Source organism: Nocardioides terrae, assembly GCF_900112345.1.
Taxonomy (GTDB): domain Bacteria; phylum Actinomycetota; class Actinomycetes; order Propionibacteriales; family Nocardioidaceae; genus Nocardioides; species Nocardioides terrae.
The window spans coordinates 256,081-281,517 of record NZ_FOLB01000005.1 but is presented as its reverse complement, the minus strand read 5'-3'; the positions used below and the strand labels follow the sequence as shown (position 1 = coordinate 281,517).

At 72.1% G+C, this 25,437-nt stretch carries 20 protein-coding genes; 15 read left to right on the top strand and 5 right to left on the bottom strand.

The window, feature by feature from the left end:
* Nucleotides 1-153 precede the first annotated feature (153 nt).
* Nucleotides 154-4,059 (top strand): 3-keto-alpha-glucoside-1,2-lyase-like domain-containing protein, encoded by a 3,906-nt coding sequence (locus tag BM236_RS09320; protein ID WP_091122801.1) that lies wholly within the window; start codon nt 154-156, stop codon nt 4,057-4,059.
* Entirely contained in the window at nt 4,056-5,759 is a 1,704-nt protein-coding gene (locus BM236_RS09315; RefSeq protein WP_091122799.1) for an acyltransferase, read from the top strand. Before BM236_RS09320 ends, BM236_RS09315 begins: the two co-directional genes overlap by 4 nt.
* A 9-nt stretch (nt 5,760-5,768) precedes the next feature.
* Here BM236_RS09315 and BM236_RS09310 read toward each other — a convergent pair whose 3' ends face one another.
* Both BM236_RS09310 and BM236_RS09305 read right to left on the bottom strand, forming a co-directional pair.
* Nucleotides 5,769-6,890, bottom strand: coding sequence for a LacI family DNA-binding transcriptional regulator (locus BM236_RS09310; RefSeq protein WP_091122797.1), 1,122 nt, complete (start codon nt 6,888-6,890; stop codon nt 5,769-5,771).
* Nucleotides 6,887-8,851 carry a heparinase II/III domain-containing protein gene (locus tag BM236_RS09305; protein WP_091122794.1) on the bottom strand — a complete coding sequence of 655 codons (1,965 nt, stop codon included), beginning with the start codon at nt 8,849-8,851 and terminating at the stop codon, nt 6,887-6,889. Before BM236_RS09305 ends, BM236_RS09310 begins: the two co-directional genes overlap by 4 nt.
* 121 nt (nt 8,852-8,972) lie before the next feature.
* Between BM236_RS09305 and BM236_RS09300 the strand changes: the two genes are divergently transcribed.
* From BM236_RS09300 to BM236_RS09255, 10 genes are all read left to right on the top strand, one after another.
* Nucleotides 8,973-10,943, top strand: coding sequence for a DUF2264 domain-containing protein (locus BM236_RS09300; protein WP_091122792.1), 1,971 nt, complete (start codon nt 8,973-8,975; stop codon nt 10,941-10,943).
* Between the two features lie 37 nt (nt 10,944-10,980).
* A complete protein-coding gene (locus BM236_RS09295; protein WP_091122789.1) occupies nt 10,981-12,270 on the top strand; it encodes an ABC transporter substrate-binding protein in 1,290 nt (429 codons plus the stop codon).
* A gap of 161 nt (nt 12,271-12,431) precedes the next feature.
* Entirely contained in the window at nt 12,432-13,271 is an 840-nt protein-coding gene (locus BM236_RS09290; RefSeq protein ID WP_245750228.1) for a carbohydrate ABC transporter permease, read from the top strand.
* Nucleotides 13,271-14,188, top strand: a complete 918-nt coding sequence (locus BM236_RS09285; protein WP_217645276.1) for a carbohydrate ABC transporter permease — start codon at nt 13,271-13,273, stop codon at nt 14,186-14,188. Before BM236_RS09290 ends, BM236_RS09285 begins: the two co-directional genes overlap by 1 nt.
* Nucleotides 14,189-14,192: 4 nt before the next feature.
* On the top strand, nt 14,193-14,885 hold the full coding sequence (locus BM236_RS09280; protein ID WP_091122785.1) for a hypothetical protein: 693 nt from the start codon (nt 14,193-14,195) through the stop codon (nt 14,883-14,885).
* Nucleotides 14,886-14,906: 21 nt separating this feature from the next.
* Nucleotides 14,907-16,085, top strand: a complete 1,179-nt coding sequence (locus tag BM236_RS09275) for a glycoside hydrolase family 88 protein (RefSeq protein ID WP_091122782.1) — start codon at nt 14,907-14,909, stop codon at nt 16,083-16,085.
* Nucleotides 16,086-16,113: 28 nt separating this feature from the next.
* Nucleotides 16,114-17,013, top strand: coding sequence for a fumarylacetoacetate hydrolase family protein (locus BM236_RS09270; RefSeq protein ID WP_091122781.1), 900 nt, complete (start codon nt 16,114-16,116; stop codon nt 17,011-17,013).
* Nucleotides 17,010-17,774, top strand: coding sequence for a 2-dehydro-3-deoxy-D-gluconate 5-dehydrogenase KduD (gene kduD / locus BM236_RS09265; protein ID WP_091122778.1), 765 nt, complete (start codon nt 17,010-17,012; stop codon nt 17,772-17,774). Before BM236_RS09270 ends, kduD begins: the two co-directional genes overlap by 4 nt.
* A gap of 30 nt (nt 17,775-17,804) precedes the next feature.
* The gene (kduI, locus tag BM236_RS09260) at nt 17,805-18,632 is read left to right on the top strand and encodes a 5-dehydro-4-deoxy-D-glucuronate isomerase (protein WP_091122776.1); all 828 of its coding nucleotides are present in this window, start codon (nt 17,805-17,807) and stop codon (nt 18,630-18,632) included.
* A gap of 8 nt (nt 18,633-18,640) precedes the next feature.
* Complete coding sequence (locus tag BM236_RS09255; RefSeq protein ID WP_217645275.1) at nt 18,641-19,618, top strand: sugar kinase; 978 nt, start codon at nt 18,641-18,643, stop codon at nt 19,616-19,618.
* Here the strand turns inward: BM236_RS09255 and galK are convergent.
* Nucleotides 19,560-20,756: a galactokinase gene (gene galK, locus BM236_RS09250; RefSeq protein ID WP_091122774.1), complete on the bottom strand. Its 1,197-nt coding sequence runs from the start codon at nt 20,754-20,756 to the stop codon at nt 19,560-19,562. The genes BM236_RS09255 and galK overlap by 59 nt on opposite strands.
* Complete coding sequence (gene galT, locus BM236_RS09245) at nt 20,753-21,871, bottom strand: galactose-1-phosphate uridylyltransferase (protein ID WP_175507621.1); 1,119 nt, start codon at nt 21,869-21,871, stop codon at nt 20,753-20,755. The genes galK and galT overlap by 4 nt, the downstream gene beginning before the upstream one ends.
* Nucleotides 21,872-21,957: 86 nt before the next feature.
* Here galT and BM236_RS09240 point away from each other — a divergent pair, with 86 nt between their 5' ends.
* Entirely contained in the window at nt 21,958-22,758 is an 801-nt protein-coding gene (locus BM236_RS09240) for a DeoR/GlpR family DNA-binding transcription regulator (RefSeq protein ID WP_091122772.1), read from the top strand.
* On the opposite strand, the gene BM236_RS09235 is transcribed toward BM236_RS09240, so the two are convergent.
* Nucleotides 22,755-23,210 carry an Lrp/AsnC family transcriptional regulator gene (locus tag BM236_RS09235; protein WP_091122770.1) on the bottom strand — a complete coding sequence of 152 codons (456 nt, stop codon included), beginning with the start codon at nt 23,208-23,210 and terminating at the stop codon, nt 22,755-22,757. The two genes, BM236_RS09240 and BM236_RS09235, sit on opposite strands and share 4 nt — an antisense overlap.
* Before the next feature lie 131 nt (nt 23,211-23,341).
* Between BM236_RS09235 and pdhA the strand changes: the two genes are divergently transcribed.
* Both pdhA and BM236_RS09225 read left to right on the top strand, forming a co-directional pair.
* A complete protein-coding gene (gene pdhA, locus BM236_RS09230) occupies nt 23,342-24,436 on the top strand; it encodes a pyruvate dehydrogenase (acetyl-transferring) E1 component subunit alpha (RefSeq protein ID WP_091122767.1) in 1,095 nt (364 codons plus the stop codon).
* A complete protein-coding gene (locus BM236_RS09225; protein ID WP_091122765.1) occupies nt 24,433-25,437 on the top strand; it encodes an alpha-ketoacid dehydrogenase subunit beta in 1,005 nt (334 codons plus the stop codon). Before pdhA ends, BM236_RS09225 begins: the two co-directional genes overlap by 4 nt.

The following is a 25,437-nucleotide window of genomic DNA, read 5'->3' as shown; positions in this document are numbered from 1 at the left end:
TGACTCTTGTGACAACGGACACAGTTGCTCTAATTTGAAGCAACGCCGGGCAAGACCGATCTAAAACGATCAAAAGAGGTCGTTGGCGGGAGCGAGGCCGTTGATCGCGGCCCGTCCCTCGGTCCCGGCACGGACCGAGAGGGAGACGTCACGATGCAGAACGAAGGCCGTACCCGCCCGCACGGCAGCGAGGGCAGCAGCCGCACCGCGCTGCGGTTCGCGATCGGCACAGCCAGCCTCGCCGTTCTCGCCGCCACTGCCACGCCCGCCGTCGCGGCGGCCGGCTCCGGCGCGCCTGAGGACGCCGTGCAGATCACGGTGAAGGGGACAGACGTGGCCGCCGCGGCGCAGAACCGCAACGGCCTCACGTTCAAGGGCTTCGGCGTCCTGACGGCCAACTCCACCAGCTCGCTGCTGATGGACTACAAGGCCGAGCACCCGGAGAAGTACTGGGAGCTCATCGAGACGCTGTTCGGGGGCGACCACCCGATCATGGACACGGTCAAGATCGAGATGGGCAACGACCGCAACACGTCCACCGGCCCGAACCCGGGCAGCATGCGCACCCGGGACGAGTACCCGAACGTCCAGCGTGAGCCGGGGTTCCAGCTCGCCGCAGACGCGCAGAAGGTCGCGAAGAGGCCCCTCCAGGTCAGCATCCTGCGCTGGAACACCCCGACGTGGGTGAAGAGCAACGCCGACCAGTACATCTGGTTCAAGAACACCGTGCTCGCCGCCTACCGCGAGTACGGGATCATGGTCGACTCGATCAACCCGGACACGAACGAGACCGGCAACCCGAACGAGGACCTCTACAAGCAGTTCTCCGCGTCGTTGCGCAACGATGCGAAGGGTTACGAGGGCGCCACCGCCGACGACCCGAACAACGGCTTCGCGTCGGCCACCGAGGCGAACCTCTTCCACAGCATCAGGACCGTCGCCGCCGACACCGTCGGCACCCCGCCGACGAACTTCGGCGACCAGATGACCGACCCCGCCGACTCGTCCCTGCGCGACGCCGTCGACGTCGTCGGGTTCCACTACAGCAGCGCCGACGACTCCCACGGCAACCTGAAGAAGATCGCCGAGGTGCTCGACAAGGAGGTGTGGAACTCCGAGGGCCAGGCCACCTTCTCGAACACCGCCGACCGCCCCAACAACACCAACAGCGACGAGCAGGGCGGCACCGGCACGGAGATCGGCGGGACGAACAGCCCCCTGGAGATGGCCAACTGGGTCACCACCGGCTTCGCCAGCTCCCGCCGCAGCCTCTACGTCTTCCAGCCGGCGATCGGGTCGTTCTACGACGGCTTCCAGTACTCCTCCAAGGAGCTCGTCAGCGCCCGCGACCCGTGGTCGGGCTGGATCTACTACGACGGCGGCCTGGCCGTCCTCCAGCAGTTCACCCAGTTCGCCACCCTCGGGTGGGAGAACCCCACCGGTGACGCCGACGCCAACGGGATCTGGCGGGCGGTCCCGCAGGCCTCGGGCAGCGAGCTCGGCACCGGCAACCCGCCGAGCGGCGCGCGCCAGGGCGGCGCGTCGTACACGACGCTGGCCGCGCCCGACGCCAGCGACTTCTCCACCGTCATCGTCAACGACAGCAAGTACACCAAGACCTACCGCGTCACCGCCGACGGCATGGACCTCGGCAGGGACAAGACGATGGAGGTGTGGGAGACGCGCGCCGCGGATGCCGGCGAGGCGTACGACGCCAACTACGTCAAGCCGCTCCAGGAGATCCGCCCCGATGCGGACGGCACCTACACCGTCACGGTGAAGCCGTGGTCGACCGTCACGGCGACGACCCTCGACCACGCGACGCGCGGCTCGCACGGATCGCTCACCGCACGGGACGGCTACGGCAACAACCTGCCGACGTCGCGGGAGTACACCGACAGGAACGGCGGCCGCGACGTCCTGGACACCGACCGCACCGGCCGTCGCAACGGCGACACGCACGACGACGTCCTGTACGCCGACGACTTCGACTACTCGCGTGAGCCCGACATCAAGTCCTACGACCCGCGCCGGCACCGGCTGGTCGACTCCGGCGAGTCCTACCTGGACAGCCGCGGTGCGAAGCCGAAGCCGGCGGGGACCCCGGACGTCCAGCCCGAGGACGACGGCGCCACACCGCGCTACACCGACGACACCAACGGCGCCTTCGAGTCCGTCGCCACCGCCGACAGGAGCCACGGCCGGGTCCTGCGCCAGCAGATCGGCACCGGCATGGCCGGCGGCGCCTGGAACGGGGGCGACCCGAAGACCACCATCGGTGACAACCGCTGGGCCAACTACCGCGTGTCCGTGGACGTCCGGTTCGACGACGCGACGGGCACCTATGCGACCGTCGGCGCTCGCGAGCAGGGCGGCACGGCCAACGGTCAGAACGTCTCCGCCGCCGAGCTGCGCCTGGACCCGACCGGCGCCTGGACGTTCCAGCGCTTCGGGAGCGTCGTCGCACGGGGCAACGCCGGCGACGAGCCCGGGACGAGGTTCGCCGCCGGGGCAGGCGCGTGGAACAGGGTCGCCGTGCAGGTGGCGGGCGACGTCTACACCGCCTACATCAACGGTGTCGAGGTGACCTCGTACACCGATCCCACGCCGCAGGCGACGGGCCGCATCCAGCTCGGCTCGGGGTTCACCTTCACCCAGTTCGACAACCTCGAGGTGACCACCGTCCCCGGTTACACGCCCTACTACACCGACATCATCGACGGGATGCACCAGACCAGCTGGGCCGACACCTCCCGGCCGGTGCTGGAGTTCGACGACCAGTGGAGCCACGTGAACGGCCAGGGCATGTTCGAGTGGCAGCGCACCGCGTCCCGCTCGACCGGCCAGGGCGCCACGATGTCGTACACGTTCCGGGGCACCGGCCTCGACATCATCGGCGGCAACCCCGGCACCACGAAGCTGAACGTCGTCGTCGACGGCGTGCAGGTCGCGACGTCGGCCCCGACCTGGAGCGCCGGCAGCGAGCGGACGACGTTCACCCTGCGCGGCCTGCGCAACGGGCGGCACACGGTCACCTTCGAGACGGCCAACTCCGCCTCGATCAACATCGACGCCGTCGGTGTCGTCAAGGCGAACGCGGACTCCGCCGAGGCCGACACGACCGCGCTGCGGGCCGCCGTCGAGCGGACCGCGCAGCTCCACGAGGGTGACTACAACCCCGCGACGTGGAAGCCGCTCGCGGACATCCGCGCCGACGCCGAGTGGGCGCTGCGGCACCCGCGCCCCTACGGCCTCGACACCGAGGGCGCCGACGCTCTCGCCGCGAGGCTGGCGGCCGCCGCGGAGCGGCTGGTCGGGGTGGACGACAGCGCCGACGTGCGGGACATGGGAGTCGTCGCGGTACCGTCCGGCGGCGCGCTTCCCGCGAGCCTGTCGTTCGACGGGACGTCCGTGCCGGTCACCTGGTCGGCCACCGCGGCCGACGCCGTCGCCGCGACGGCCGAGCTGGCCACCGTTGACGTGACCGGACGGACGAGCGTGAAGCTCGCCTCGGGCGTCTACCAGCGGTTCAGCGCCACCGCCCTGGTCGCCCCGGCGGACCTGCGCTACTTCATCGACTCCGGCTCGTCGGCCTCGGGGCCGGGGTCGCTGTTCACCGGTGTGCACCAGACCTTCCCGCAGCTGCTGAACGACTCGACCGACCAGAAGTGGGACGGGACGACGGCAGGATCGACGTGGGGCTACTCGACCGCGGCCACGACGCTGGCGGCGGGCGACCCGACGGACTGGGGCTCGTCCTACGTCGGCGCCGACTACAACAAGCCGGTCACCTACCACCTGTCGCTGCCGGCCGGGACCTACCAGGTCGTGGCCGTCCAGGCCCCGCGGCCGGGAAACACGACCCAGATCTACAGCACGGTCAGGGCGGGTGGGACCGCGACCAGGCGGACGGGGACCTCGACCGGCGCGGCCACGCCCGTCGCGCAGACGGTGACGCTCACCGCGCCGGGGGTCGTGGACGTCGAGTTCGGGACCAACGGCACGAGCGGCTACAACGCCCGGCTCGCGCTCGTCTACGTCCAGCAGACACAGGGGTGAGCACGGACCCGGCTGTTGCGCAGGGCTTCGACTTCTCGCCGTGGACGTTCTGGACCGACGTCCCCGGTCCGGAGCAGGAGCGTCAGCTGGCGTGGCAGGGCGAACAGCTCGGGCGGCGTCCGGGATGGGCCTTCGGCGACCGGGCCCTGCTCTCCCGGTTCGCGTCGGTCGACAACGAGGTCCTCGTGCTGGGTCCGCGCTCCTACGTCGCGGCGGGCGCCTACCTGACCGGGTCCGTCACGACCGGCCGGGACTGCTCGATCAACCCGTACGCGGTCGTGCGGGGCAACGTCGTCATCGGCGACGCGGTGCGCATCGGGGCGCACACGTCGCTGCTCGGCTTCAACCACAGCTTCGCCGACCCGGAGACGGAGGTGTTCCGCCAGCCGTTGACGAGCAAGGGGATCACGGTCGGGAACGACGTCTGGATCGGCTCCCACGTCATCGTCCTCGATGGCGTCGCCGTTGGGGACCGGTCCGTGCTCGCAGCAGGCGCGGTGGTGACCAAGGACGTGCCCGCGGGCGCCGTCGTCGGCGGAAACCCCGCACGTCTCCTCCGGTGGCGGGTCCCGCCGGCCGGTGCGGCGAGCGACGCGGCGGGCCGAGGCCGCGACGGCGACCTCGCCGCCTCCCTCCGGGCTGTGGCCGACCGCGCCCGCGACCAGGCGTACGACGTCATCGCCCGGTGCTGGGACCCCGCCGTCGGCCTCTTCGCCGACCGCCCCGGTGTCGCGCCGACGGTGCGGGCCCAGTGCGACGCCGTCGAGATCGCAGACCTGCTCCTCGGCGAGGCGCCGACCCAGCTCCCGGCCGACGAGCAGCTGGCGCGGCTGCGGGCGTGGCAGGACGAGGCGACCGGTCTGGTCGCCGAGCTCGGCGCCGACCTGCGTTGCGGGCGCCCGGGCGCGGGCTGGCCGGACCCGGTCGAGAGCTACCACATCCTGAGCGTCGGCCACGCCCTCTCGCTGCTCGGCTCCGGCTTCCGGGTGCCGATCCGCTTCGCGGCCCGGCTCAGCGCCGACGAGCTCGTCCCTGCCCTGGAGGCGCTGCCCTGGGGCGACCGCGCCTGGAGTGCCGGCCATGCCGTCGACGCCTGGGCGACCGCGCTGGTGTGGAACGCCGCGATGGGCGAGGCGGGTGTCTCCGGGACCTCGGACGCGCTGATCGGATGGCTCGTCCGACGGGCCGACCCGATGACCGGCGTGTGGGGACGGAGCACCGCGGAGGAAGGTCTGTTGCAGCCGGTGAACGGCTTCTACCGGACGACCCGCGGCACCTTCGCCCAGCTCGGCCTGCCGCTGCCCCATCCACAGCGGGTCGTCGACACGGTCCTCGCCCATGCGCAGGACACGCGGTGGTTCGGACCCGGGCGCCACACGGCGTGCAACGTGCTCGACGTGGCGCACCCGCTCTGGCTGACACGGCACACCGGCCACCGCGCCGAGGAGGTTCGAGCGACGGCAGCGCGGCTCGCGGTCGACGTCCTCGGGCAGTGGCAGGACGGGGCCGGGTTCGGCTTCCGCGCCACGGCTCCCGGCGGACGCTCGGCGGACACGGTGCCGGGGCTCCAGGGCACCGAGATGTGGCTGGCCACGCTCTGGCTGCTGGCCGACGTCCTCGGCCTGTCCGACGAGCTCGGCTACCGGCCGCGCGGTGTGCACCGTCCCGAGCCTGCGCCCGGGACCGCCCACGCCACCTGAGACGAGCCCTCAGGCCCCGGGGGCCGCCGCCGTCGAGGCCCGCACGTTGAGCTCGGGGCTCAGCGCCACCCGGTGCACCGGGCGGTCGGGGTTCGCCAGCCGCTTGGCCAGGAGGTCGACCGCCGCCTCGCCGACGGCGTGCCGCGGCGGGCTGACCGCCGTCAGAGCGGGGGAGAAGAGCTGAGCCACCTCGTCGTCGTACGCCACCACCGACAGGTCGCCGGGCACCGAGATGCCGCGGATGAGGGCCAGGTCGATGACCGCCATCGCCTCCGGGTCGGAGTGCACCAGGAGTCCGGTCACGCCCTTCGCCAGCGCTGCGTCGAGCGTGGCGTTGACGGTGTCGGAGAACTCGGGGCTGGCCCGGTCGGGGAGGAAGGCGTCCAGCTCGGGTGGGTTGTTGAGACCGAGCTCCGTGCACGCGGCGTGCCAGCCGGCCGCGATCTTGCGCGAGGTCGGGGAGAAGCGGGAGAGGACCAGGCCGACCTCGCGGTGCCCGGTCGCGGCGAGGTGCCGAGCGGCCAGCCCCGCCCCGAGGGCGTGGTCGGTGGTGACGGACTCCATCGGCTCGTGCCCGGGCAGGCTGATGGCGTCGCGCTCGACGAGGACCGCCGGGATCGGAGCATCCGCCAGCCACTGGACGACATCCGCGGTGTGGGCGGTGTCGGTGTTCGGGGCGACGATCAGCCCCCGGATGTCCTCACTGGTGATGAGGCGCTCGAGGACCGGCCGCTCGTCCTGCAGCTCGTAGGACGCGCCGCGCAGCAGCAGCTTCAGGCCCAGGCGCTGCGCCTCGGCCTCCATGCCGCGCACCACGCCCGGCCAGTAGTAGTTCAGCGAGGGCACCAGGACCGCGATCGCGCCGCCGTCGTCGCCCGCAGCGGGCGCTGCGCCTTGTGCCGGGGCCCCACGGCGCGCCGGCGGCGCCTGCACGGTGACCGCCCCGCCGTGGACGCGGCGGAGGAGACCCTCCCGCTCCATCTCGGCGAGGTCGCGCCGCAGCGTGACGGGGGCGACGCCGAGGCTGTCGATGAGCTCGGAGATGCGGACGACGCCGTCGCGGTGCAGGGCGGCGAGGACGCGCGCGCGTCGTGCCGGTGCGAGCGGTGCGTGCTGCGTTTGATCGGTCATCTCGGGTCCTGTGTGGTCGGTGCGTCCAGTTCTACCGTGACGCGGGCTGTGGTCAGGCCGGTTACGTCGAGTTCGACCCGCGTGAGGCGCTCTCCCCAGACGTCGCTGAGCATCGGATCGTCGAGCGTGCGCACTCGCGTCCTCGCCGGGAGGTCCCCCCAGCTCACGAGGACCGGAGTCGCGCCGTCGAGCGGCTTCACCCGAGCCCCCTGCGGCACGACCTCGACGTCACCGGCGAGCAGCAGGTGCAGCGTGGTCGCCGGCTCGGCGCCGTCGCCGCCCCAGGGTGGCAGGTCCCAGGCGTCCTCGACCACGACGCGCGAGTGCGGGGTCCGCTCGAGCCGGACGCGCCGCCGCCAGGACGAGGGCGCCTCGCCCGGGTAGGCCGCGGCCAGCTCGAGGGCGAGCTGCGCACGGTCGGTCGTCGCGGTCGCTGTCACGTCCGACGCGGCTGCGTGCGCCCCCTCCGCCTGGGCCACGCCCCGCACCTCGGGCACGTTGTGCCACGAGCTCTGCATGGTCCAGATCGCGTAGCGGTCGGGGCCGAAGGTCTGCGCCGTGTACGTCGGCCGGCCGGCGTCGACCACCACCGGAACGCCGTCGGAGGCGACCACGAAGGTCCCGACGTCGTTGTGGTTGTGGTTCTCGCCGTTGTGGCCGCCCTTCGCTGCGAGCGTCAGCCCTGACGCGGAGCCGCTCCGCTCGCGCGCGACGAGCACCTGGGTCGACGGCAGCCACGTCTCGCGGGGCAGCGGGGGAGTGGTCCGCTCCGCGCGCAGCCAGTCGACCTCGGTGAGCCCGCGCAGCAGCCGTCCGAGCCCGGTCGACTCGTCGGCCGACGGTCGCCCCGGCACTCGGTAGGAGGACGCGTGGGCGAGCGCCTGCTCGTTCCCCGAGCGTCGTGCCGCCCGGTGCAGCGCGTGCCAGGGCTGGTCGGCCGGTGGGCGCGCCTGGCCGTCGGCCAGGTTGAGGTACCAGTCGCCGCCGAGGTGCATCCGGTGGGGGAACGAGACCGTCTCGCGCAGTGCCGCGACGGCCGGAGCGGCGTCGACCCGGTGCGCCGTCGCATGCCTGAGCACGTCCAGGGCCTCCAGCGCGCGGAGCGCACCGTTCCACCAGTAGCCGTAGCCCTCGTCGATCGCGCCGTCCTCGGGGAGGCCGGCCACGTAGCGGTCGAGCCCCTCGACGACGTGGGCGACGAGCCGGGCCCGGTCCCGCGGGTCGTCCTCGAGCTGCAGGGCGGCGACGAGGACGTTGCCGTGGATCCACGGGTTCCAGTTGTGCACGTGTCCGTCGAGGCCGAGCCAGTGCCAGTCGCGCCGTGCCAGGAAGGGCGCCAGGACCCGGGCCCGCGCCTCGTGCCGGATGCGGGCGCGCAGCCCGGGGTAGCGCTCGTCGAGGGGAGCGGCCAGCAGGTGGTCGATCCAGGCGAGCTGGGCGACGGCCTCGCCGGCGCCGAGGTCCAGGAACGGGTCGGTGACGTCGGCCAGGACCGAGCCGTGTCGCGCTCGGACGTCGTCGTGCGCCGGCCAGCACCACGAGCTCTGCTCGCAGAGCAGCCACACGCCGTCGGCGACCTGGTCGAGCCACCGGTCGTCGAGGGTCGCCGCTGCCACGACCGCGGCCCGACTGAGCCGGTGCTGGCGGGCGAACGCAGCGGCTTCCCAGGTCGCCCGGTCGCCGTCGCGGTGCACCCGGGCGGCGTCGCTCGCGAGGGGCACCGGCCACGGCTCGTGCAGGTCGGCGGTGGCCCGCGCGACGAGGTCCTCGAGCGCCGGGCGGTCGACGATCCCGTCCACCACGTCCCAGACGGCACGGTCCGTCGCAGGAGCGACCGGGAGCGCGTCGCCGACGGGCAGCAGGAGTCCGCCCAGCGCCAACGCCAGCTCGTCGGCGGAGGCGGCGGGACGCGCGGAGAGCGCGCTCTCGACCACTCCGGCGACGGGCCCCCTGAATCTCATAAATCGATCATAACCAATCAAAACCAATGAGCGAAAGGGGCTTGTTGTGAACGGATTCGGTTGCTAGCCTCCCAAATCGATCACGAAAAGGTGATCGCGACCACATCGACCGAGGAGCAGCGTGACGTCGTACGGACCAGGCCGTGTCGGCTCGCACCGCACCGGCAGCGACTGGACCCGCGACCAGTGGCTGGCCTACGCGGACCGGCTCCTGGACGGCGCCCAGGCCTGGGCGTCCCCGAGCGGCGCGCTGATCACGCCGCCGGGCGCCGAGGGCGGCTACGGCCGTGCCGTCGACGGCCTGGAGGGGTTCGCCCGCACGTTCCTGCTCGCCGGATTCCGGCTGGCCGGCGCCCAGGGCGAGGGCCTCGACGAGCTGGCCGAGCGCTACGCCCGCGGCATCACCGCCGGCGTCGACCGGAGCTCGCCCGAGGCCTGGGTCCGGCTCACCGAACACCCGCAGGCCAAGGTCGAGGCGGCGTCCCTCGCCCTCATCCTCGACATGACGCGCCCGTGGATCTGGGACCGACTCGACGCCACGACGCAGGAGCGGGTCGTCGACTACCTCGCTCCCGTCGTCGGTGACGACACCTACCCCCAGACCAACTGGGTGTGGTTCCGGACCGTCGTACAGACCTTCCTGCGCTCGGTCGGTGGGCCCTGGTCGGCCGACGACATCGCCGCCGACCTGGCCCGGCACGACTCCTTCGTCCGCGCCGACGGCTGGCTCGCGGACGGCGAGGAGCGCTCCTTCGACCACTACAACGGGTGGGCGCTGCACACCTACCCTGTCCTGTGGTCCCGGATGACCGGCGCCGCCGACCTCGCCGGCGACCGCACCACCGCCGATGTCGCCCGGCTCGACCGCTTCCTGCTCGACGCGGTCGCGCTCGTCGGCGGCGACGGCTCGCCGCTGCAGCAGGGCCGCAGCCTCATCTACCGCTTCGCGGCGGCCGCCCCGTTCTGGGTCGGGGCCATGGCCGGCGTCCCGTCGCTCGAGGCCGGACAGCTGCGGCACGCTGCCGACCGCGTCGTCGGCCACTTCGCCGCGCACGGGGTCCCGGACGAGCGCGACCTGCTCTCGATGGGCTGGTACAGCGAGTGGCGCCGCCTCGCGCAGTCCTACTCCGGCCCCGGCTCGCCCTACTGGGCGGCCAAGGGCCTGCTCGGCGTCGCGCTGCCCGAGGGCCACCCGGTCTGGAGCGCGCCGTCGGTGCCGCTGCCCGTCGACGAGCGCGACGACCTCCGGGCCGTCCGGGCGGCCGGATGGCTGGTCTCCGGGACGCGAGCGGACGGGATCGTGCGCGTCGTCAACCACGGCACCGACCACGACGACGAGGGCGTCCTCGTCGGCGACTCACCGCTCTACACCAGGCTCGGCTACTCCACCGCGACCCCGCCGGTCCTCGACGACCGCGCCTGGACCGACCCGGTCGAGCAGTCGGTCGCCCTCGTCGACCGCGACGGTGCGGCGACCCACCGCGCCGGCATGACGCTGCTGGGCGTCGAGGTGGCCGACGGCGTCGGCGTCGCGGCGTCCACCTGGGACGCCCACCTGCTCGAGCCCGACCACGGCCGGCAGCGGCACGGCTCGGGCCTCGCCGGGGCCGTCGACGTGGCCGGCCGGGTGACGACTCACTCGCTCGTGCGCGGCCCGTGGGAGCTGCGGCTGGCGCAGGTGGAGAGCCTCGCGGAGGGCAGGCGCGAGGCCGACCTGCGTCTGCGCATCGGCGGCTGGCCGGTCGCCGGGGCGGCCCCGGCCGGACGCGTCGAGGACGACGCGGCCGTCGCGGTCGCCGACGGCCTCACGAGCCGCCTCGTCGCCGTACGCGGGAACGGGGCGCCCGCCCTGGACACGCGGGTCGACGCCACCCCGCTGGGGACGGCGGTCATCCCCACCCTCGAGTTTCCAGTCGCCGTCGGTGACTGGGTGGCCGTTCTCGTCGAGCTGACGGGCGCGGACGTGCCTCGGTCCCATCGGGCCCGGGTCGAGATCACCGACCAGCACCTCCGGTCGGTCACGGTCACCTGGCCCGACGGCCACACGACCAGCAGCAACCTTCATCACCGGACCGCCCCCGCGGCCCGGTAGCACTCACCGGTCCCCGAGAAGACCAGAAGGAGCAGTAATGAAGCGCACCATCGCCGCGGTAGCGGCACTCGCCGCAGCGTCACTGGCGCTGACCGCATGTGGGGGCGGATCAGACTCAGACTCGAGCAGCGGCTCTTCGGGCGGCCCGACCACCATCACGGTCTCCGGCTGGAGCCTCTCCACGACGCCCGAGTTCCAGAAGCTGGCCGACGCCTTCTCCGCGAAGTACCCGGACTACAAGGTGCAGGTGAAGGAGTACGACGCCACCAACTACAACACGCTCCTCACCGCGGACCTCGCCGCCGGCAAGGGCCCGGACGTCATCACCCAGAAGGAGGTCAAGTACCTCCCGACCTTCGTCAAGGGCGGCCAGCTGGCCGACGTCTCCGACCTCAAGGCGCCCGACGGCATCGGCGGCACCGACTCCTACAAGGTCGACGGCAAGACCTACGCCCTGCCCTACCGCATGGACTCGTGGGTGATGTTCTACAACAAGGACCTCTTCGACAAGGCCGGCGTCACCTACCCCGACGGGTCCTGGACCTGGGACGACTACGTCGCCAACCTCCAGAAGCTGAAGGCCGGGCTGCCGAAGGGCGCCTACGCGGCGTACCTCCACAACTGGCAGTCGACGGTGCAGGGCCTGGCCAACGCACAGTCGGGTGCTGACATCCTCAAGGGCGACTTCTCCCACCTCAAGGAGCCCTACGAGCGGACCGTCGGCCTGCAGAAGGACGGCCTCCAGGTCGACTTCAACACCGAGAAGGCCAACCAGCTCACCTACCAGGCGGAGTTCGGCAAGCAGCACGCCGCCACCATGCTGATGGGCTCGTGGTACGTCGCCACCCTGATCAGCCAGCAGGCCTCGGGTGAGGCCGACAAGTTCAACTGGGGCTTCGCGCCGGTTCCGCAGATGGACAGCTCCACGGCCGGCACGAGCAACACCCCGGTGACCTTCGGTGACCCGACCGGCTTCGCCGTCAACGCGCACGCCGACGGTGCCAAGAAGGACGCCGCGGAGAAGTTCCTCCAGTTCGCCTCCAGCGAGGAGGCGGCCAACATGCTGGCCGGCATCGGCATCACGCCGGCGCTCATCAACGACGCAGTGATCAACACCTACTTCGCCGTCCCGGGCGCCCCGACCGACGACCTCTCGAAGTTCGCCTGGGCGACGCACAAGACGCTGCCCGAGAACCCCACCTCGGACAAGACCGCCGCCGTCCAGGGGATCCTGGGCGACCTGCACACCGCGATCATGTCGGGCTCCAAGTCGCCCGACGACGCGATCGACGAGGCGGAGGACCGCTTCAAGAACGAGGTCGGCTGATCCTCGGCTGATCCGTGCGGGTGGCCGCCCCTCCGGGCGGCCACCCGTCCACCGCAAGACTCTGGAGGCTCCGCATGGCGACGATCGCCACCGCCGGACGGACACCGCGCCGCGCCCGGCGACCACGAACACGAACCAGCCGGAGGAACACCTTGGTCGGGATGAGCTTCATCCTGCCCAACTTCCTCGGCTTCGGACTGCTGACCCTCGTGCCCGTGGTGACGCTGTTCTACATGTCCCTGACGAACTGGAACGTCTTCGGGACGTCGCAGTGGGTCGGTCTGGACAACTTCAAGCGGCTGGTCCACGACCGCAGCTTCCACACCGCGGTGACGAACACCTTCTACTACTCGGCGATGCACATCCCGCTGACGCTGGTGGTCTCGCTGAGCCTCGCGCTGCTGCTCAACACCAAGCTCCGGGGAGTGGCGTTCTTCCGGACCGCGGCGTTCTTCCCCTACATCACCTCGATCGTCGCGATCGCGATGGTCTGGAACATCATGTTCTCCCCCGACGCGGGCCCGATCAACGCACTGCTCCGGTTCGTGGGCGTGGACCACCCGCCGGGCTGGCTGACCAGCACGCACTGGGCGATGCCCGCCGTCGCCATCGTGAGCACCTGGCGCGACATGGGCTACTACATGATCCTTTTCCTCGCCGGCCTCCAGACGGTGCCGCGCGAGCTCTACGAGGCGGCGCGGATCGACGGCGCCAGCGCCTGGCAGCGGTTCCGCAACGTCACCCTCCCGGGCCTGCGGCCGACCACGTTCTTCATCACGGTGATCCTGACGATCAACTCGTTCAAGATCTTCGACCTCATCCTCGTGCTCACCCACGGCGGGCCGGGCCAGTCGACCACCGTGATCTCGCAGTTCATCTACACCAAGGGCTTCACGGAGAGCCAGTTCGGCTACGCGTCGGCCGCCTCGGTCGTGCTCTTCGCGCTCTGCCTCCTCGTCACCCTCGTCGTCTTCCTCATCAACAAGCGGAGGGATGCCTGATGGACCTCTCGCTCACCGCCCCGCCCGCCGCGCCTGCCGAGCACCCCGGTGACGGCACGCCGTCATCGGCAGGGCAGCAGAACCGCATGACGCCCGGGCGCCGTATCGGCCAGGCGGTCGTCTACGTCGTCCTCCTCATCGCGTCCGTCGCGCTGCTCACCCCGTTCTTCTGGATGGTGATGAGCTCGCTGAAGTCGGCCAACGAGGTGTTCTCCGTCCCGATCAACTGGATCCCGGACACCTTCCGCTGGCACAACTTCGTCGACATCTGGTCCAAGTCCGACATGGTGACGTGGATCCGCAACACGATGCTGCTCTCGGTGGTCGTGACGTTCCTGCAGCTGCTGACCGGGTCGTTCGCCGCCTACGGCTTCGCCCGGATCCGGTTCCCCGGCCGCGACGTGCTCTTCCTGCTCTACATCGGCACCATCGCCGTGCCGTGGCAGTCCTACATGATTCCGCAGTTCGTGATGATGTCGAAGGTCCACCTGACCGACACGCTGTGGGCGATCGTCCTCATCCAGGCCTTCGGCGCCTTCGGCGTGTTCCTCATGAAGCAGTTCTACGAGACCATCCCCGAGGAGCTCTCCGAGGCGGCCCGGCTCGACGGGCTGAGCGAGTACGCGATCTGGCGCCGCATCATGCTGCCGCTCTCGGTCCCGGCCCTCGCGAGCCTCGGGCTGATCACGTTCGTGACCACGTGGAACGACTACCTGGGCCCGCTCATCTACCTGCGCACGCCCAGCAACTGGACGATCCAGCTCGGCCTGCAGAGCTTCATCAGCTCGCTCTACGACGCCAACTACGCGCTCATGTTCACCGGGCTCACCATCTCGGTGATCCCGATCGCGGTGATCTTCCTGCTCGGCCAGCGCTACTTCGTCGAGGGCATCGCCTCGAGCGGACTGAAGGGATGACCCGATGACGACGATCTCGGGGAAGCTCGTCTCCCACGACACCTACGCCGCCCTCTTCGGGCTGGCCTACCTCGGCCTGGTCACCAACCTGCTGCTCGTCGTCGGCTGCCTGCCGGTCGTGCTGCTGCTGGCGATGACGGACCCGGTCACGACCTGGCCGCTCGTCGCCCTGCTGGCTCCGTCGTGCGCCCCGGCGCTCGCCGGTGCCTTCGGGGTGTTCCGTGAGCACGCGGGCGGGAACGGCGACGTCGTCCGGGCCTTCGTGGCCGGGTGGCGCGCCGGCTGGGGGCGCCCGGTGCGGCTCGCCGCCGTCGCGACCCTCCTGGTCGTCGTGCTCCTGGCCGACGTACGGGCCTTGGGCGGGAGCGGCCTCGGGGTCGCCGTCGTGCCGGCCCTCGCCGTCCTCACCGTGGTCGTGGTCGCGACGTCGTTGGTCGGCCTCGTCGCCGTCAGCGAGGAGCCCCGCGTCCGCCTGGTGACGGTGATCCGCGTCGGCAGCTACCTGGCGCTGCGCCGCTGGTACCTCAGCCTCTTCAGCATCCTCGCCCTCGCGACCCAGTTCGCCGTGTTCGCCTCGATGCCCGCGATCGCGCTCGGTCTCACCGGTGCGCCCGTGCTGTACGTCGTCTGGGCCAACAGCCGCTTCATCCTCCGGCCGGCGCTCGCGGCCACGCCCGCCACACCCGCCACCGCGTAACCCCCTAGGAGCCACAGACCCATGACCTCGACCTCGCCCCTGCACAGCGGCGTCGCCGACGATCCCGCCTTCAGCGACGCGCTGCTGACGGTGCGCCGCAACATCGACCGCTTCGGCACCCGCTATCCCGACGACACCACCCGAGCCGGCCGCTACCCGATCCGCCCCGCGGACGCCGGAATCCCCGAGGGGGGCAACCGGGGCTGGACGACCAGCTTCTGGCCGGGCATGCAGTGGATCGCCTGGGAGCTGACGGGTGACGACGCCTTCCGCGAGGCAGCGCTCGGTCACGCGGCCGACTTCGACCGCCGGGTGCGCAACGCCGAGGACCTCGACACCCACGACCTGGGCTTCCTCTACACGCTCTCGTGCGTCGCGCCGGCCCGGCTGCTCGACGACGACGACGCCCGGAAGGCGGCGCTGCTCGCCGCGGACCACCTGATGCGGCGGTTCCTCGAGCCGGCCGGGATCATCCAGGCGTGGGGTGACCTCTCCGACCCCAACCAGCGGGGCCGCACGATCATCGACAGCCTGATGAACCTGCCGCTGCTCACCTGGGCCAGCGAGCAGACCGGCGACCGGCGGTACGCCGACGCGGCCGAGCGCCACATCGAGCAGCTGTTGCTGCACATCCTGCGCGAGGACGGCTCGACCTACCACACCTTCTACTGGGACCCCGTCACCGGAGAACCGCTCCGAGGCGCCACCGAGCAGGGCGCCCACGACGACTCCTGCTGGGCCCGCGGCCAGGCCTGGGGCATCTACGGCTTCGCGCTCAACCACCGCACCATGCGCGACGAGCGCCTGCTCGAGGCGTCCCGCCGCTGCGCGGAGTACTTCCTCGCCCGCCTGCCCGCCGACCGCGTCCCGCACTGGGACCTGGTCTACGGCGACGGCAGCGAGGCGCCGCGCGACAGCTCCTCGGCCGCGATCGCGGCGTCCGGCCTGCTGGAGCTGGCCGACCAGGAGACCGACCCGGCCCGAGCGGCCCGCTGGCGCGACGAGGCCCGCGTCATCCTCGCCACGCTGGTCGCCGACTACGCGCCCGCACGGCCCGAGGACTCCGACGCCCTGCTGCTGCACGGCGTCTACGACCTGCCCAAGGGCATCGGCGTCGACGAGGGCACCCTCTGGGGCGACTACTTCTACCTCGAGGCACTCACCCGCCAGGCCGTCCCGGGATGGCGGACCTACTGGTGAGCGCCGCCGGCTCGAAGGAGACCACCCGATGAGGCTGGTGACCTACCGTCACGGCGGTCGCGCACGCACAGGCGCCGTCGTCGGCGGCGACCGCGTGCTCGACCTGGGCCGGCGGCCGGTCGTCGACCTGCTCGCCGACCCCGCCGCCCTCGACGACGCGCGCGCGGCAGCAGCGGCCGCCGCCCCCGACGACCTGCCGCGGCTGGCCGATGTCGAGCTGCTGGCGCCGGTCACGCCGGGCAAGATCCTCTGCCTGGGCTACAACTATCGCGGGCACGTGCCCGCTGGTGCCGACGTCCGAGCGGCGGACCCTCCGTTCCCCGACGTGTTCGTGAAGACCCCGAACGTCCTGTCCGCGCCGACCGCTCCGGTGCGGCTGCCGCGGGTGGCCGACGACGTCGACTACGAGGGGGAGATCGCCCTCGTGGTCGGACGCCGGGCGCACGACGTGCCGGTGGAGACGGCGATGGACCACATCGCCGGCTACACGCTGCTCAACGACGTGACCGACCGGGCCTGGCAGGGGCGCACGAGCCAGTGGGCCCTCGGCAAGTGCTTCGACGGCTTCGGCCCGCTCGGCCCAGCCATCGTCACCCCCGATGAGATCGCCGATCCGCACGACCTCCTCCTCGAGGTCGAGCGCGACGGGGTCGTCACCGTCTCGCAGAGCACCTCGACGATGGTCTTCCCCATGCCGTTCGTCGTGCACTACCTGAGCACCGTGATGACGCTCGAGCCGGGCGACGTGATCTCCACCGGGACCCCGCAGAAGCTCCCCGCCGCCCTGGCCGCCCACCGGCCGCTCACCGACGGCGATGCCGTCACCGTCCGCGTCGCGGGCATCGGGGAGCTGACCACCGTCTTCGCCGCCGGGCCCGACACCGCGACCGACCACCACCAGACCGCTGCCTGGGAGGCGCACGCATGATCCTCGACTCGTTCCGTCTCGACGGGAAGGTCGCGCTCGTCACCGGCGCCAATCGGGGGCTCGGCCAGGGGGCCGCGATCGCGCTCGCCGAGGCCGGCGCCGACGTCGCGCTGCTCGGCCGGGGCGACCCGGCCGAGACCGCCGACCACATCCGTGGGCTGGGCCGCCGGGTGCACGTGCTGAGGCGGGACCTCGGCACCGCCACAGCCGCCGACCTGCAGGCCGACGTCGCCGAGGCGATCGAGGCGCTCGGGCGGCTCGACATCCTCGTGAACAACGCCGGCACGATCCGCCGGGCACCGGCCTCCGACTACAGCGAGAGCGACTGGTCGGCCGTCCTGCGGGTGAACCTCGACGCCGTCTTCCACCTCTCGCAGGCCGCCGGGCGGCACATGGTCGAGCGCGGCTCGGGCCGGATCATCACCGTCGCGTCGATGCTGTCCTTCCAGGGCGGCGTCCTCGTGCCGGCGTACACGGCCTCCAAGCACGCGATCGCCGGCCTCACCAAGGCGCTCGCCAACGAGTGGGCGGCCTCCGGCGTCACCGTGAACGCGATCGCCCCCGGCTACATGGCCACCGACAACACCGCAGCCCTGCGTGCCGACCCGGAGCGCGAGCGGTCCATCTCGGGCCGGATCCCGGCCGGTCGATGGGGCACCCCCGGCGACCTGCAGGGCGCCTTCGTCTTCCTCGCCTCCGACGCCGCCGCCTACGTCACCGGGACCGTGCTTCCCGTCGACGGCGGCTGGCTCGTCCGCTGACAACCGTCCCCCAGTCAGGAGCCTCCTTCCGTGGAACAGCGATACGCCACCAACCCCGCCCAGGTCCCGGGCATGACCACCGCCGACCTCCGCGCGCACTACCTCGTGCCCGACCTCTTCGCGCCCGGCGAGATCCGGACGGTCTACACCCACCACGACCGCATCGTCTTGGGCGGCGCCGTGCCGGCCGGCGGCAGCCTCTCGCTCGGGGGCTACCCGGAGATCCGCAGCGACCACTTCCTCGAGCACCGCGAGGTCGGCATCGTCAACGTCGGCGGGACCGGCACGGTCACCGCCGACGGCGTGGACTACGAGATGGTCAAGGGCGCCTGCCTCTACCTCGGCCGCGGCATCCGCGACGTCTCCTTCGCCGACGAGGGCGACGCGGGCGCGCACTTCTACCTCTTCTCCGCGCCGGCGCACACCGCCTACCCGGCGGCCCTGGTCTCGCCGGGGGAGGGCACCGTGCGCGAGCTGGGGGACCAGCTCACGTCCAACCGCCGCACGCTCAACCAGTACATCCACGAGAACGGCGTGAAGTCCTGCCAGGTCGTCATGGGCGTCACGGAGCTGCACCCGGGCTCGATGTGGAACACGATGCCCGCGCACACCCACGACCGCCGCACGGAGTGCTACCTCTACTTCGACGTCCCCGAGGACGCGCGCGTCATCCACCTGCTCGGCGAGCGGGAGGAGACCCGGCACCTCGTCGTCGGCGACCGCCAGGCGATCATCTCGCCGAGCTGGTCGCTGCACTCGGGCGTCGGCACGGCCTCGTACTCGTTCGTGTGGGCGATGGCCGGGGAGAACCAGGCCTTCGACGACATGGACGCGGCCCCCGTCACCGACCTCCGCTAGGAGGCACGGTGAACCGCGACGAGCTCCGGCCGGGCCGGCTGCTCGCGGTCGGCGAGACGATGGCGGTGGTGACCCCCACCGCCGGCGCTGTGGTCGATGCGGAGCTGTTCCACGTCGACGCCGGCGGCGCCGAGTCGAACGTCGCCGCGCACCTGTCCGCACTCGGACATCGCGCGGCGTGGTTCAGCCGGCTGGGTGACGATGCGCTCGGGCGCCGGATCCTCCGGCAGCTCCGGGCACGCGGCGTCGACGTCGCAGCGGTCGGGCTCGACGCGGGCCGCCCGACCGGCCTCTACGTCAAGGACCCCGGCAACGGCGTGCGCTACTACCGGGCGGGCTCCGCGGCTGCCGGACTCTCCCTCGACGACGCCGGCACCGTCGGCCTCGACGGGGTGTCGGTCCTGCACGTCTCCGGGATCACCGCCGCCATCTCCTCGTCGGCACGGGGGTTCCTCGTCGCCCTGATGGAGCGCGCGCACCGGGCCGGTGTGCTGGTGAGCTTCGACGTCAACCACCGGCCGGCGCTCTGGGGCGTCGCGGAGGCGGGCACCGTGCTCGCCGACCTCGCCCGCCGGGCCGACCTCGTCCTCGTCGGTCGCGACGAGGCCGAGACGCTGTGGTCGACGGGCACCGCCGCTCAGGTCCGCGCCCGGTTCCCTGACGTCCCCGAGCTCGTCGTCAAGGACGGCGACGTCGGTGCGACGGCGTTCGTGGGCGGTGAGGAGTGGTTCGTGCCGTCGCTGCAGGTCGAGGTCGTCGACGTGGTCGGGGCCGGGGACGCCTTCGCGGCCGGCTACCTCGGGGCGCTGCTCGACGGTGTCGCCCCTGCGGAGTGCCTGCGCGCCGGGCACGAGCGGGCAGCGGTGACGATCCGGACGGTCGGCGACTCCGTGGACGACCTGGTCACCGATCCGCTCGGCGGTCCGCTCAGCGAGCGGCCGGCACGCCCTCGTCGCGTCGAGCACCCTGCGACGGGCGGACCGTGAAGGTCACGGGCGGGGCATAGCCGCGGGCGGCGAAGGCGTCAGTGACGGCCGCGACCACGTCGGCCACGAGTCCGTCCTCGACCAGCGCGATCGCGGAGCCGCCGAACCCGCCACCGGTCATCCGCGCGCCGAGCGCTCCGGACCCGACCGCCACCTCGACGGCCGTGTCGAGCTCGGGGACGGAGATCTCGAAGTCGTCCCGCATGGACGCGTGCGACTCGAGCAGCAGCCGACCGATCGCCCGAGGGCCCTCGGTGCGGAGCAGGGCCACGGTGTCCAGGACGCGCTGGTTCTCCGCGACGATGTGCCGGGCACGACGGTGGACGACCTCGTCGAGCCGGTCGCGGGCGGCCTCCAGGGCGGCCGGGGTGGCATCGCGCAACGCAGCGACTCCCAACGCGGAGGCCGCCTGCTCGCACGAGGCCCGGCGGGCGGCGTACCCACCGTCGGCGTGCGCGTGGGTGACCCGCGTGTCGATGACCAGCAGCGACAGCCCGGCACCGGCCGGGTCGAAGGGGATCGGCTCCATCGAGGTGCTGCGGCAGTCGATGAAGAGAGCGTGCCCCTCACGCGAGAAGAGCGAGGCCGACTGGTCGAGGATGCCGGTTGGCGCGCCGACGATGACGTTCTCGGCGAGGTGGGTCGCGCGCAGGAGCTCCTCGCCGTCGAGGTCGAGCCGCCACAGGTCCGAGAGCGCCCGGGCCAGCGAGCACTCCAGGGCGGCCGACGACGACAACCCGGCACCGAGCGGCACGTCGGAGGCGAAGTAGGCGTCGAACCCGCAGACGTCGACGCTGTCCTCGGCGGCGACCTCCTCGACCGCCCAGGCCGTCCCGAGCGGGTACGCCGACCAGCCGCTCACCGACGTGGGGGAGATGGCGTCGACGGGGCGCTCGACGACGTCGTCGGCGGCCGCCGAGGCGACCCGAGCGACCCGGTCCGCACGACGCCCCACGGCGACCCAGGTCCGCTGCTCGATGGCGACGGGGAGCACGAAGCCGTCGTTGTAGTCGGTGTGCTCGCCGATCAGGTTGACCCGGCCGGGAGCCGACCAGACGCCATCCGGCTCGCGGCCGAAGGTCTGCCGGAACCCGTCGACGGCGTGCTCGGCCGAGGCGTGGGACGTGGGAAGGGTCATGCCGGGTCCTCCTGGTCGGCGCGCGCGATCGCCGCGCGCAGCTGCTCGGCCTGCTGCTCGGGAGCGACGTCGCCGACCCAGGCGCCCATGGCCGCCTCGCTGCCGGCGAGGTACTTCAGCTTGCCCGCGCCGCGTCGCGGGCTGGTCAGCTGCAGGGTGAGCCGTGCGGTGTCGCGGTGGCTGTGGACGGGCGCCTGGTGCCAGGCGGCGATGTAGGGCGTCGGGTCGTCGTAGAGCGCGTCGACCCCGCGCAGGAGCCGCAGGTAGAGGCCGGCCAGCTCCTCCCGCTCCTCGGCGCTGGTGGCGGCCAGGTCGGGCACGTGCCGGTGCGGCATGAGGTGCACCTCGATCGGCCAGCGCGCCGCGAAGGGGACGTACGCCGTCCAGTGCTCGCCGGCGAGCACGACCCGCTCGCCGGCCCGCTCGGAGGCCAGCACGTCGGCGAGGAGGGTCGGCCCGTAGCTGTCGATGGCCTCGAGCAGCCGCGTGGTGCGCGGCGTGACGTAGGGGTAGGCGTAGATCTGCCCGTGCGGGTGGTGGAGAGTGACGCCGATGGCCGCTCCCCGGTTCTCGAACGGGAACACCTGGGCGATCCCGGGCAGTGCCGACAGGGCCGCGGTCCGGTCGGCCCAGGCCTCGATGACGGTGCGTGCTCGCGTCGCGGACACCGAGCCGAACGAGCCCTCGTGCTCCGGGCTGAAGGAGATCACCTCGCAACGGCCCGTGGCCGGTGCCGTGCGGTTGAGCGCGATACCGGAGAGGTCCGGAACCGCCGACGGGTCGGGAAGGCCCGGTCCGAACGACGGCGAGCGGTTCTCGAAGACGGCGACGTCGTAGGGGGACGGGATCTCCGACGGGTTCGCGGCGCTCTGGGGTGCGAGAGGGTCCAGGTGGGCGGGCGGCAGCAGGACGCGGCCCTGGCGAGCGGTCGCGTGGGAGATCCAGTCACCGGTGAGGACGTCCTGCCGCATGGTGGCCGTAACCGGGCGCGGCGGCAGGTCGCGGCGGTCCTCGAGGCGCTCGGCGGGCAGGGCGCTTCCGGGATCGTCGAAGTAGACCAGCTCGCGGCCGTCGGCCAGGCGGCGCGTCGTACGTCGGCGGGCGGGAGTCTGCACGACCACGGAGGTTAGAGCGCTTTCGATATCGAAAGCAAGTTGCTTGCGGATTGACAACACGAGCGGTGGGAAGGAATCCTGCCCGCGTGGTCGAGCCGGAGCAGAACCCCGCCGAGGAGCGGCGCGAGCGGATCGCCACGCTCGTGGGGAGCCGTGGCTTCATCGGCGTCACCGAGCTCAGCGACCTCCTCGGCGTCTCCTCGGTCACCGTGCGCGCCGACCTGGACAGCCTGGTCGGGCGCGGCGTGGTGCGCCGCATCCGAGGTGGCGCCATGCCGATCGACCCGCAGGCCCTCGCGGAGCGGTCCTTCGAGGAGACGGAGACCGAGTCCGCGGACGCCAAGGCAGCGATCGCGGCCGAGGCGGTCCGGCTCATCGCCCCGGGCATGAGCGTCCTGCTCGACGTCGGCACGACCGCTGCCTGCGTGGCCCGGGAGCTGCTCCGTCGCGAGGACCTCCACGACGTCACGGTGATCACGAACGGGCTCGCCATCGCGCTCAGCCTCGAGCCCGCGGTCCCGCGCCTCCAGGTCGTCGTCACCGGCGGCACGCTCCGGCCGCTCCAGCACTCCCTGGTCGCGCCGCTCGGCGGACTGCTGCTCGAGCACATCCACGCCGACCTGGCCCTCATCGGCTGCAACGGCGTCGATGCGGTCGCCGGCATCACCAACGTCAACCTGCCCGAGGCCGACATCAAGCGGGCCATGATCGGGGCGGCGTCCGAGGTCGTGGTGATCGCCGACGGCTCGAAGGTCGGCCGCTCCCGGCTGGGGAAGATCGCGTCGGTGACCGACGTCCACGCCATCGTCACGGATGCGAGCGCTCCGGCCGGGCCGCTGGAGGAGCTCGTGGCGCTGCGTGGCCCCCGGGTCGTCGTCGCCGGTTAGTCCGGCTGCTCGGACACCACCTGCGGCTCGTCGAAGACCAGCAGCGTGCGAGTGCTCAGCACGCCCTCCATGCCCTGGATCTCCTCCAGCACCAGGCGCCGCAGGTCCGCGTTGTCACGGGCGCGGACGAGCAGGATCACGTCGAACTCCCCACCGACGAGGGCGAGGTGGGCGACCCCTGGCAGCACGCGGAGCCGGTCGCGGATGTTGCGCCACTCCGACTGCCGCACGTTGAGGGTGAGATAGGCGGACGTCCCGAGGCCGCTGGCCACCGGATCGACGTCGGCGTGGAACCCGCGGATGACGCCGTCCTGCGTCAGTCGCTGGATCCGCGCGTAGGCGTTGGCGCGCGAGATGTGCAAGCGCTCGGCCAGGGCGCGGACCGACATCCGGCCGTCCCTGCGCAGCTGGTCGAGGATCCGTTCGTCGACGCCGTCGACGGCGTTGGCCATCTGTCTCACCCTCTCGCGTGTGCCTGCGCCCGGTCTGGACGGACTGCCCTCGAACGCGACTCCTGAGGCTACATCGTCTTCGCTTCCGCGGTGGTCTGGAAACGAATGGCCACGAGGACGAGGATCTTGGCATGACACGTGAGCCAGGTCACCTGCTGCCGTCCGAGGATCCGGTGATGCTCATCGACCCGTCGGGACGGGCGGTCGCGTCCGACGGCCGCGAGATGCCGCCGACGGACGCGCTGCTGCGCGCCTTCGAGGGCCTGGTGTCCGCGCGCCGGCTCAACGACCAGGCCTACGCGCTCGTGCGTCAGGGCCGGCTCGCCGTCTACCCGTCCTCGCACGGCCAGGAGGCCTGCCAGGTCGTCGCGGCGCAGGTGCTCGAGGACGGCGACTGGCTGTTCCCGACCTACCGCGACACCGCAGCGATCGTCGCCCGCGGCGTCGACCCCGTCGAGGTCCTCACGCTGCTCCAGGGCGACTGGCACTCCGGCTACGACCCGACCATCCACCACGTCGCCCCGCAGGCCACGCCGCTCGCCACCCAGCTCCCGCACGCGGTCGGCGTCGCCCACGCCGCCCGGCTGCGGGGTGAGAGCACCGTCGTGATGGCGCTGTGCGGTGACGGCGGCACCAGCGAGGGCGACTTCCACGAGGCGCTCAACTTCGCGGCCGTCTTCCGCGCCCCGGTCGTCTTCTTCGTGCAGAACAACGAGTACGCCATCTCCGTGCCGCTGGCCCGCCAGACCGCTGCGCCATCGATCGCCCACAAGGGCATCGGCTACGGCATCCCGGGGGAGCGCGTGGACGGCAACGACGCCGCCGCGCTCCTGCAGGTGCTCGGGGCCGCCGTCGCTCGGGCCCGCGCCGGCGAGGGACCGCAGCTCGTCGAGGCGCACACCTACCGCATGCAGGCCCACACCAACGCCGACGACGCCACCCGCTACCGCTCCCAGGCCGAGGTCCAGGAGTGGGAGGCCAAGGACCCGCTCACGCGGCTCGAGGTCTACCTCCGCTCCGTCGACGCCCTGGACGACGCGACTCTGGCCGGGTTCACCGAGGCTGCCGAGGAGCTGGCGCAACGGACCCGCGTGGCCCTCAACCAGGACGTCGCGCCGAACCCCGAGGACCTGTTCCGCCACGTGTTCGCCGAGCCGACCCCGCAGCTGCGCGCGCAGCTCGACATCGTCCTCGACGAGCTGGACCGAGAGGAGGTCGGCCGATGACCGCCGCGACCGTCGAGCACCAGAAGCTCACCATGGCGCAGGCCATCAACCGGGCACTGCGCGACGCCATGGCCGAGGACCCGACCGTGCTGATGTTCGGCGAGGACGTCGGCCCGCTCGGCGGCGTCTTCCGCATCACCGACGGGCTCACGCAGGAGTTCGGCGAGGATCGCTGCTTCGACACCCCGCTCGCCGAGGCGGGGATCATGGGGTTCGCCGTCGGCCTCGCCATGAACGGCATGCGCCCGGTCGTGGAGATGCAGTTCGACGCCTTCGCCTACCCCGCGTTCGAGCAGGTCGTCAGCCACGTGGCCAAGATGCGCAACCGCACCCGCGGGCGGCTCGGTCTCCCGATCGTCATCCGGATCCCGTACGCCGGCGGGATCGGCGGCGTCGAGCACCACTGCGACTCCTCCGAGGCCTACTACGTCCACACGCCGGGACTCCAGGTCCTGGCGCCGTCCACCCCGTCGGACGCCTACTCGCTGCTGCGCGAGGCGATCGCCTCTCCCGACCCGGTCGTCTTCCTCGAGCCGAAGAAGCTCTACTGGGCCACGGACGAGGTCGCCCTCGGCCGCGGTCAGGAGCCGGGCATCGGCCGGGCCGTCGTACGCCGCGAGGGCACTGACGCCACCTTGATCGCCTACGGCCCGTCGGTGCCGATCGCGCTCGACGCCGCCGAGGCGGCCGCCCGTGAGGGCCGCAGCCTCCAGGTGGTCGACGTGCGCTCGCTGGTGCCCTTCGACGACGAGACGGTGTTCGCCGCCGTCCGTTCGACCGGTCGCGCCGTCGTCGTGGCCGAGTCGACCGGCTTCGCGTCGGTCGCCTCGGAGATCGCCGCCCGGGTCAGCGAGAGCTGCTTCCACTCGCTCGCCGCCCCGGTGCGGCGCGTGACGGGCTTCGACATCCCCTTCCCCCCGCCGAAGCTGGAGCACTTCCAGCTGCCGTCGGTGGACCGCATCCTCGACACCGTCGACGACCTCCAGTGGGAGGACTCGTGA

What these genes read in the sequence shown, in the direction of transcription:
- BM236_RS09320 (WP_091122801.1), top strand. Translation starts at nt 154, where the DNA reads ATGCAGAACGAAGGCCGTACCCGCCCGCACGGCAGCGAGGGCAGCAGC.
- BM236_RS09310 (WP_091122797.1), bottom strand. Translation starts at nt 6,890, where the DNA reads ATGACCGATCAAACGCAGCACGCACCGCTCGCACCGGCACGACGCGCG.
- BM236_RS09305 (WP_091122794.1), bottom strand. Translation starts at nt 8,851, where the DNA reads ATGAGATTCAGGGGGCCCGTCGCCGGAGTGGTCGAGAGCGCGCTCTCC.
- BM236_RS09295 (WP_091122789.1), top strand. Translation starts at nt 10,981, where the DNA reads ATGAAGCGCACCATCGCCGCGGTAGCGGCACTCGCCGCAGCGTCACTG.
- BM236_RS09290 (WP_245750228.1), top strand. Translation starts at nt 12,432, where the DNA reads ATGAGCTTCATCCTGCCCAACTTCCTCGGCTTCGGACTGCTGACCCTC.
- BM236_RS09285 (WP_217645276.1), top strand. Translation starts at nt 13,271, where the DNA reads ATGGACCTCTCGCTCACCGCCCCGCCCGCCGCGCCTGCCGAGCACCCC.
- BM236_RS09280 (WP_091122785.1), top strand. Translation starts at nt 14,193, where the DNA reads ATGACGACGATCTCGGGGAAGCTCGTCTCCCACGACACCTACGCCGCC.
- BM236_RS09275 (WP_091122782.1), top strand. Translation starts at nt 14,907, where the DNA reads ATGACCTCGACCTCGCCCCTGCACAGCGGCGTCGCCGACGATCCCGCC.
- BM236_RS09270 (WP_091122781.1), top strand. Translation starts at nt 16,114, where the DNA reads ATGAGGCTGGTGACCTACCGTCACGGCGGTCGCGCACGCACAGGCGCC.
- kduD (WP_091122778.1), top strand. Translation starts at nt 17,010, where the DNA reads ATGATCCTCGACTCGTTCCGTCTCGACGGGAAGGTCGCGCTCGTCACC.
- galK (WP_091122774.1), bottom strand. Translation starts at nt 20,756, where the DNA reads ATGACCCTTCCCACGTCCCACGCCTCGGCCGAGCACGCCGTCGACGGG.
- BM236_RS09235 (WP_091122770.1), bottom strand. Translation starts at nt 23,210, where the DNA reads ATGGCCAACGCCGTCGACGGCGTCGACGAACGGATCCTCGACCAGCTG.
- pdhA (WP_091122767.1), top strand. Translation starts at nt 23,342, where the DNA reads ATGACACGTGAGCCAGGTCACCTGCTGCCGTCCGAGGATCCGGTGATG.
- BM236_RS09225 (WP_091122765.1), top strand. Translation starts at nt 24,433, where the DNA reads ATGACCGCCGCGACCGTCGAGCACCAGAAGCTCACCATGGCGCAGGCC.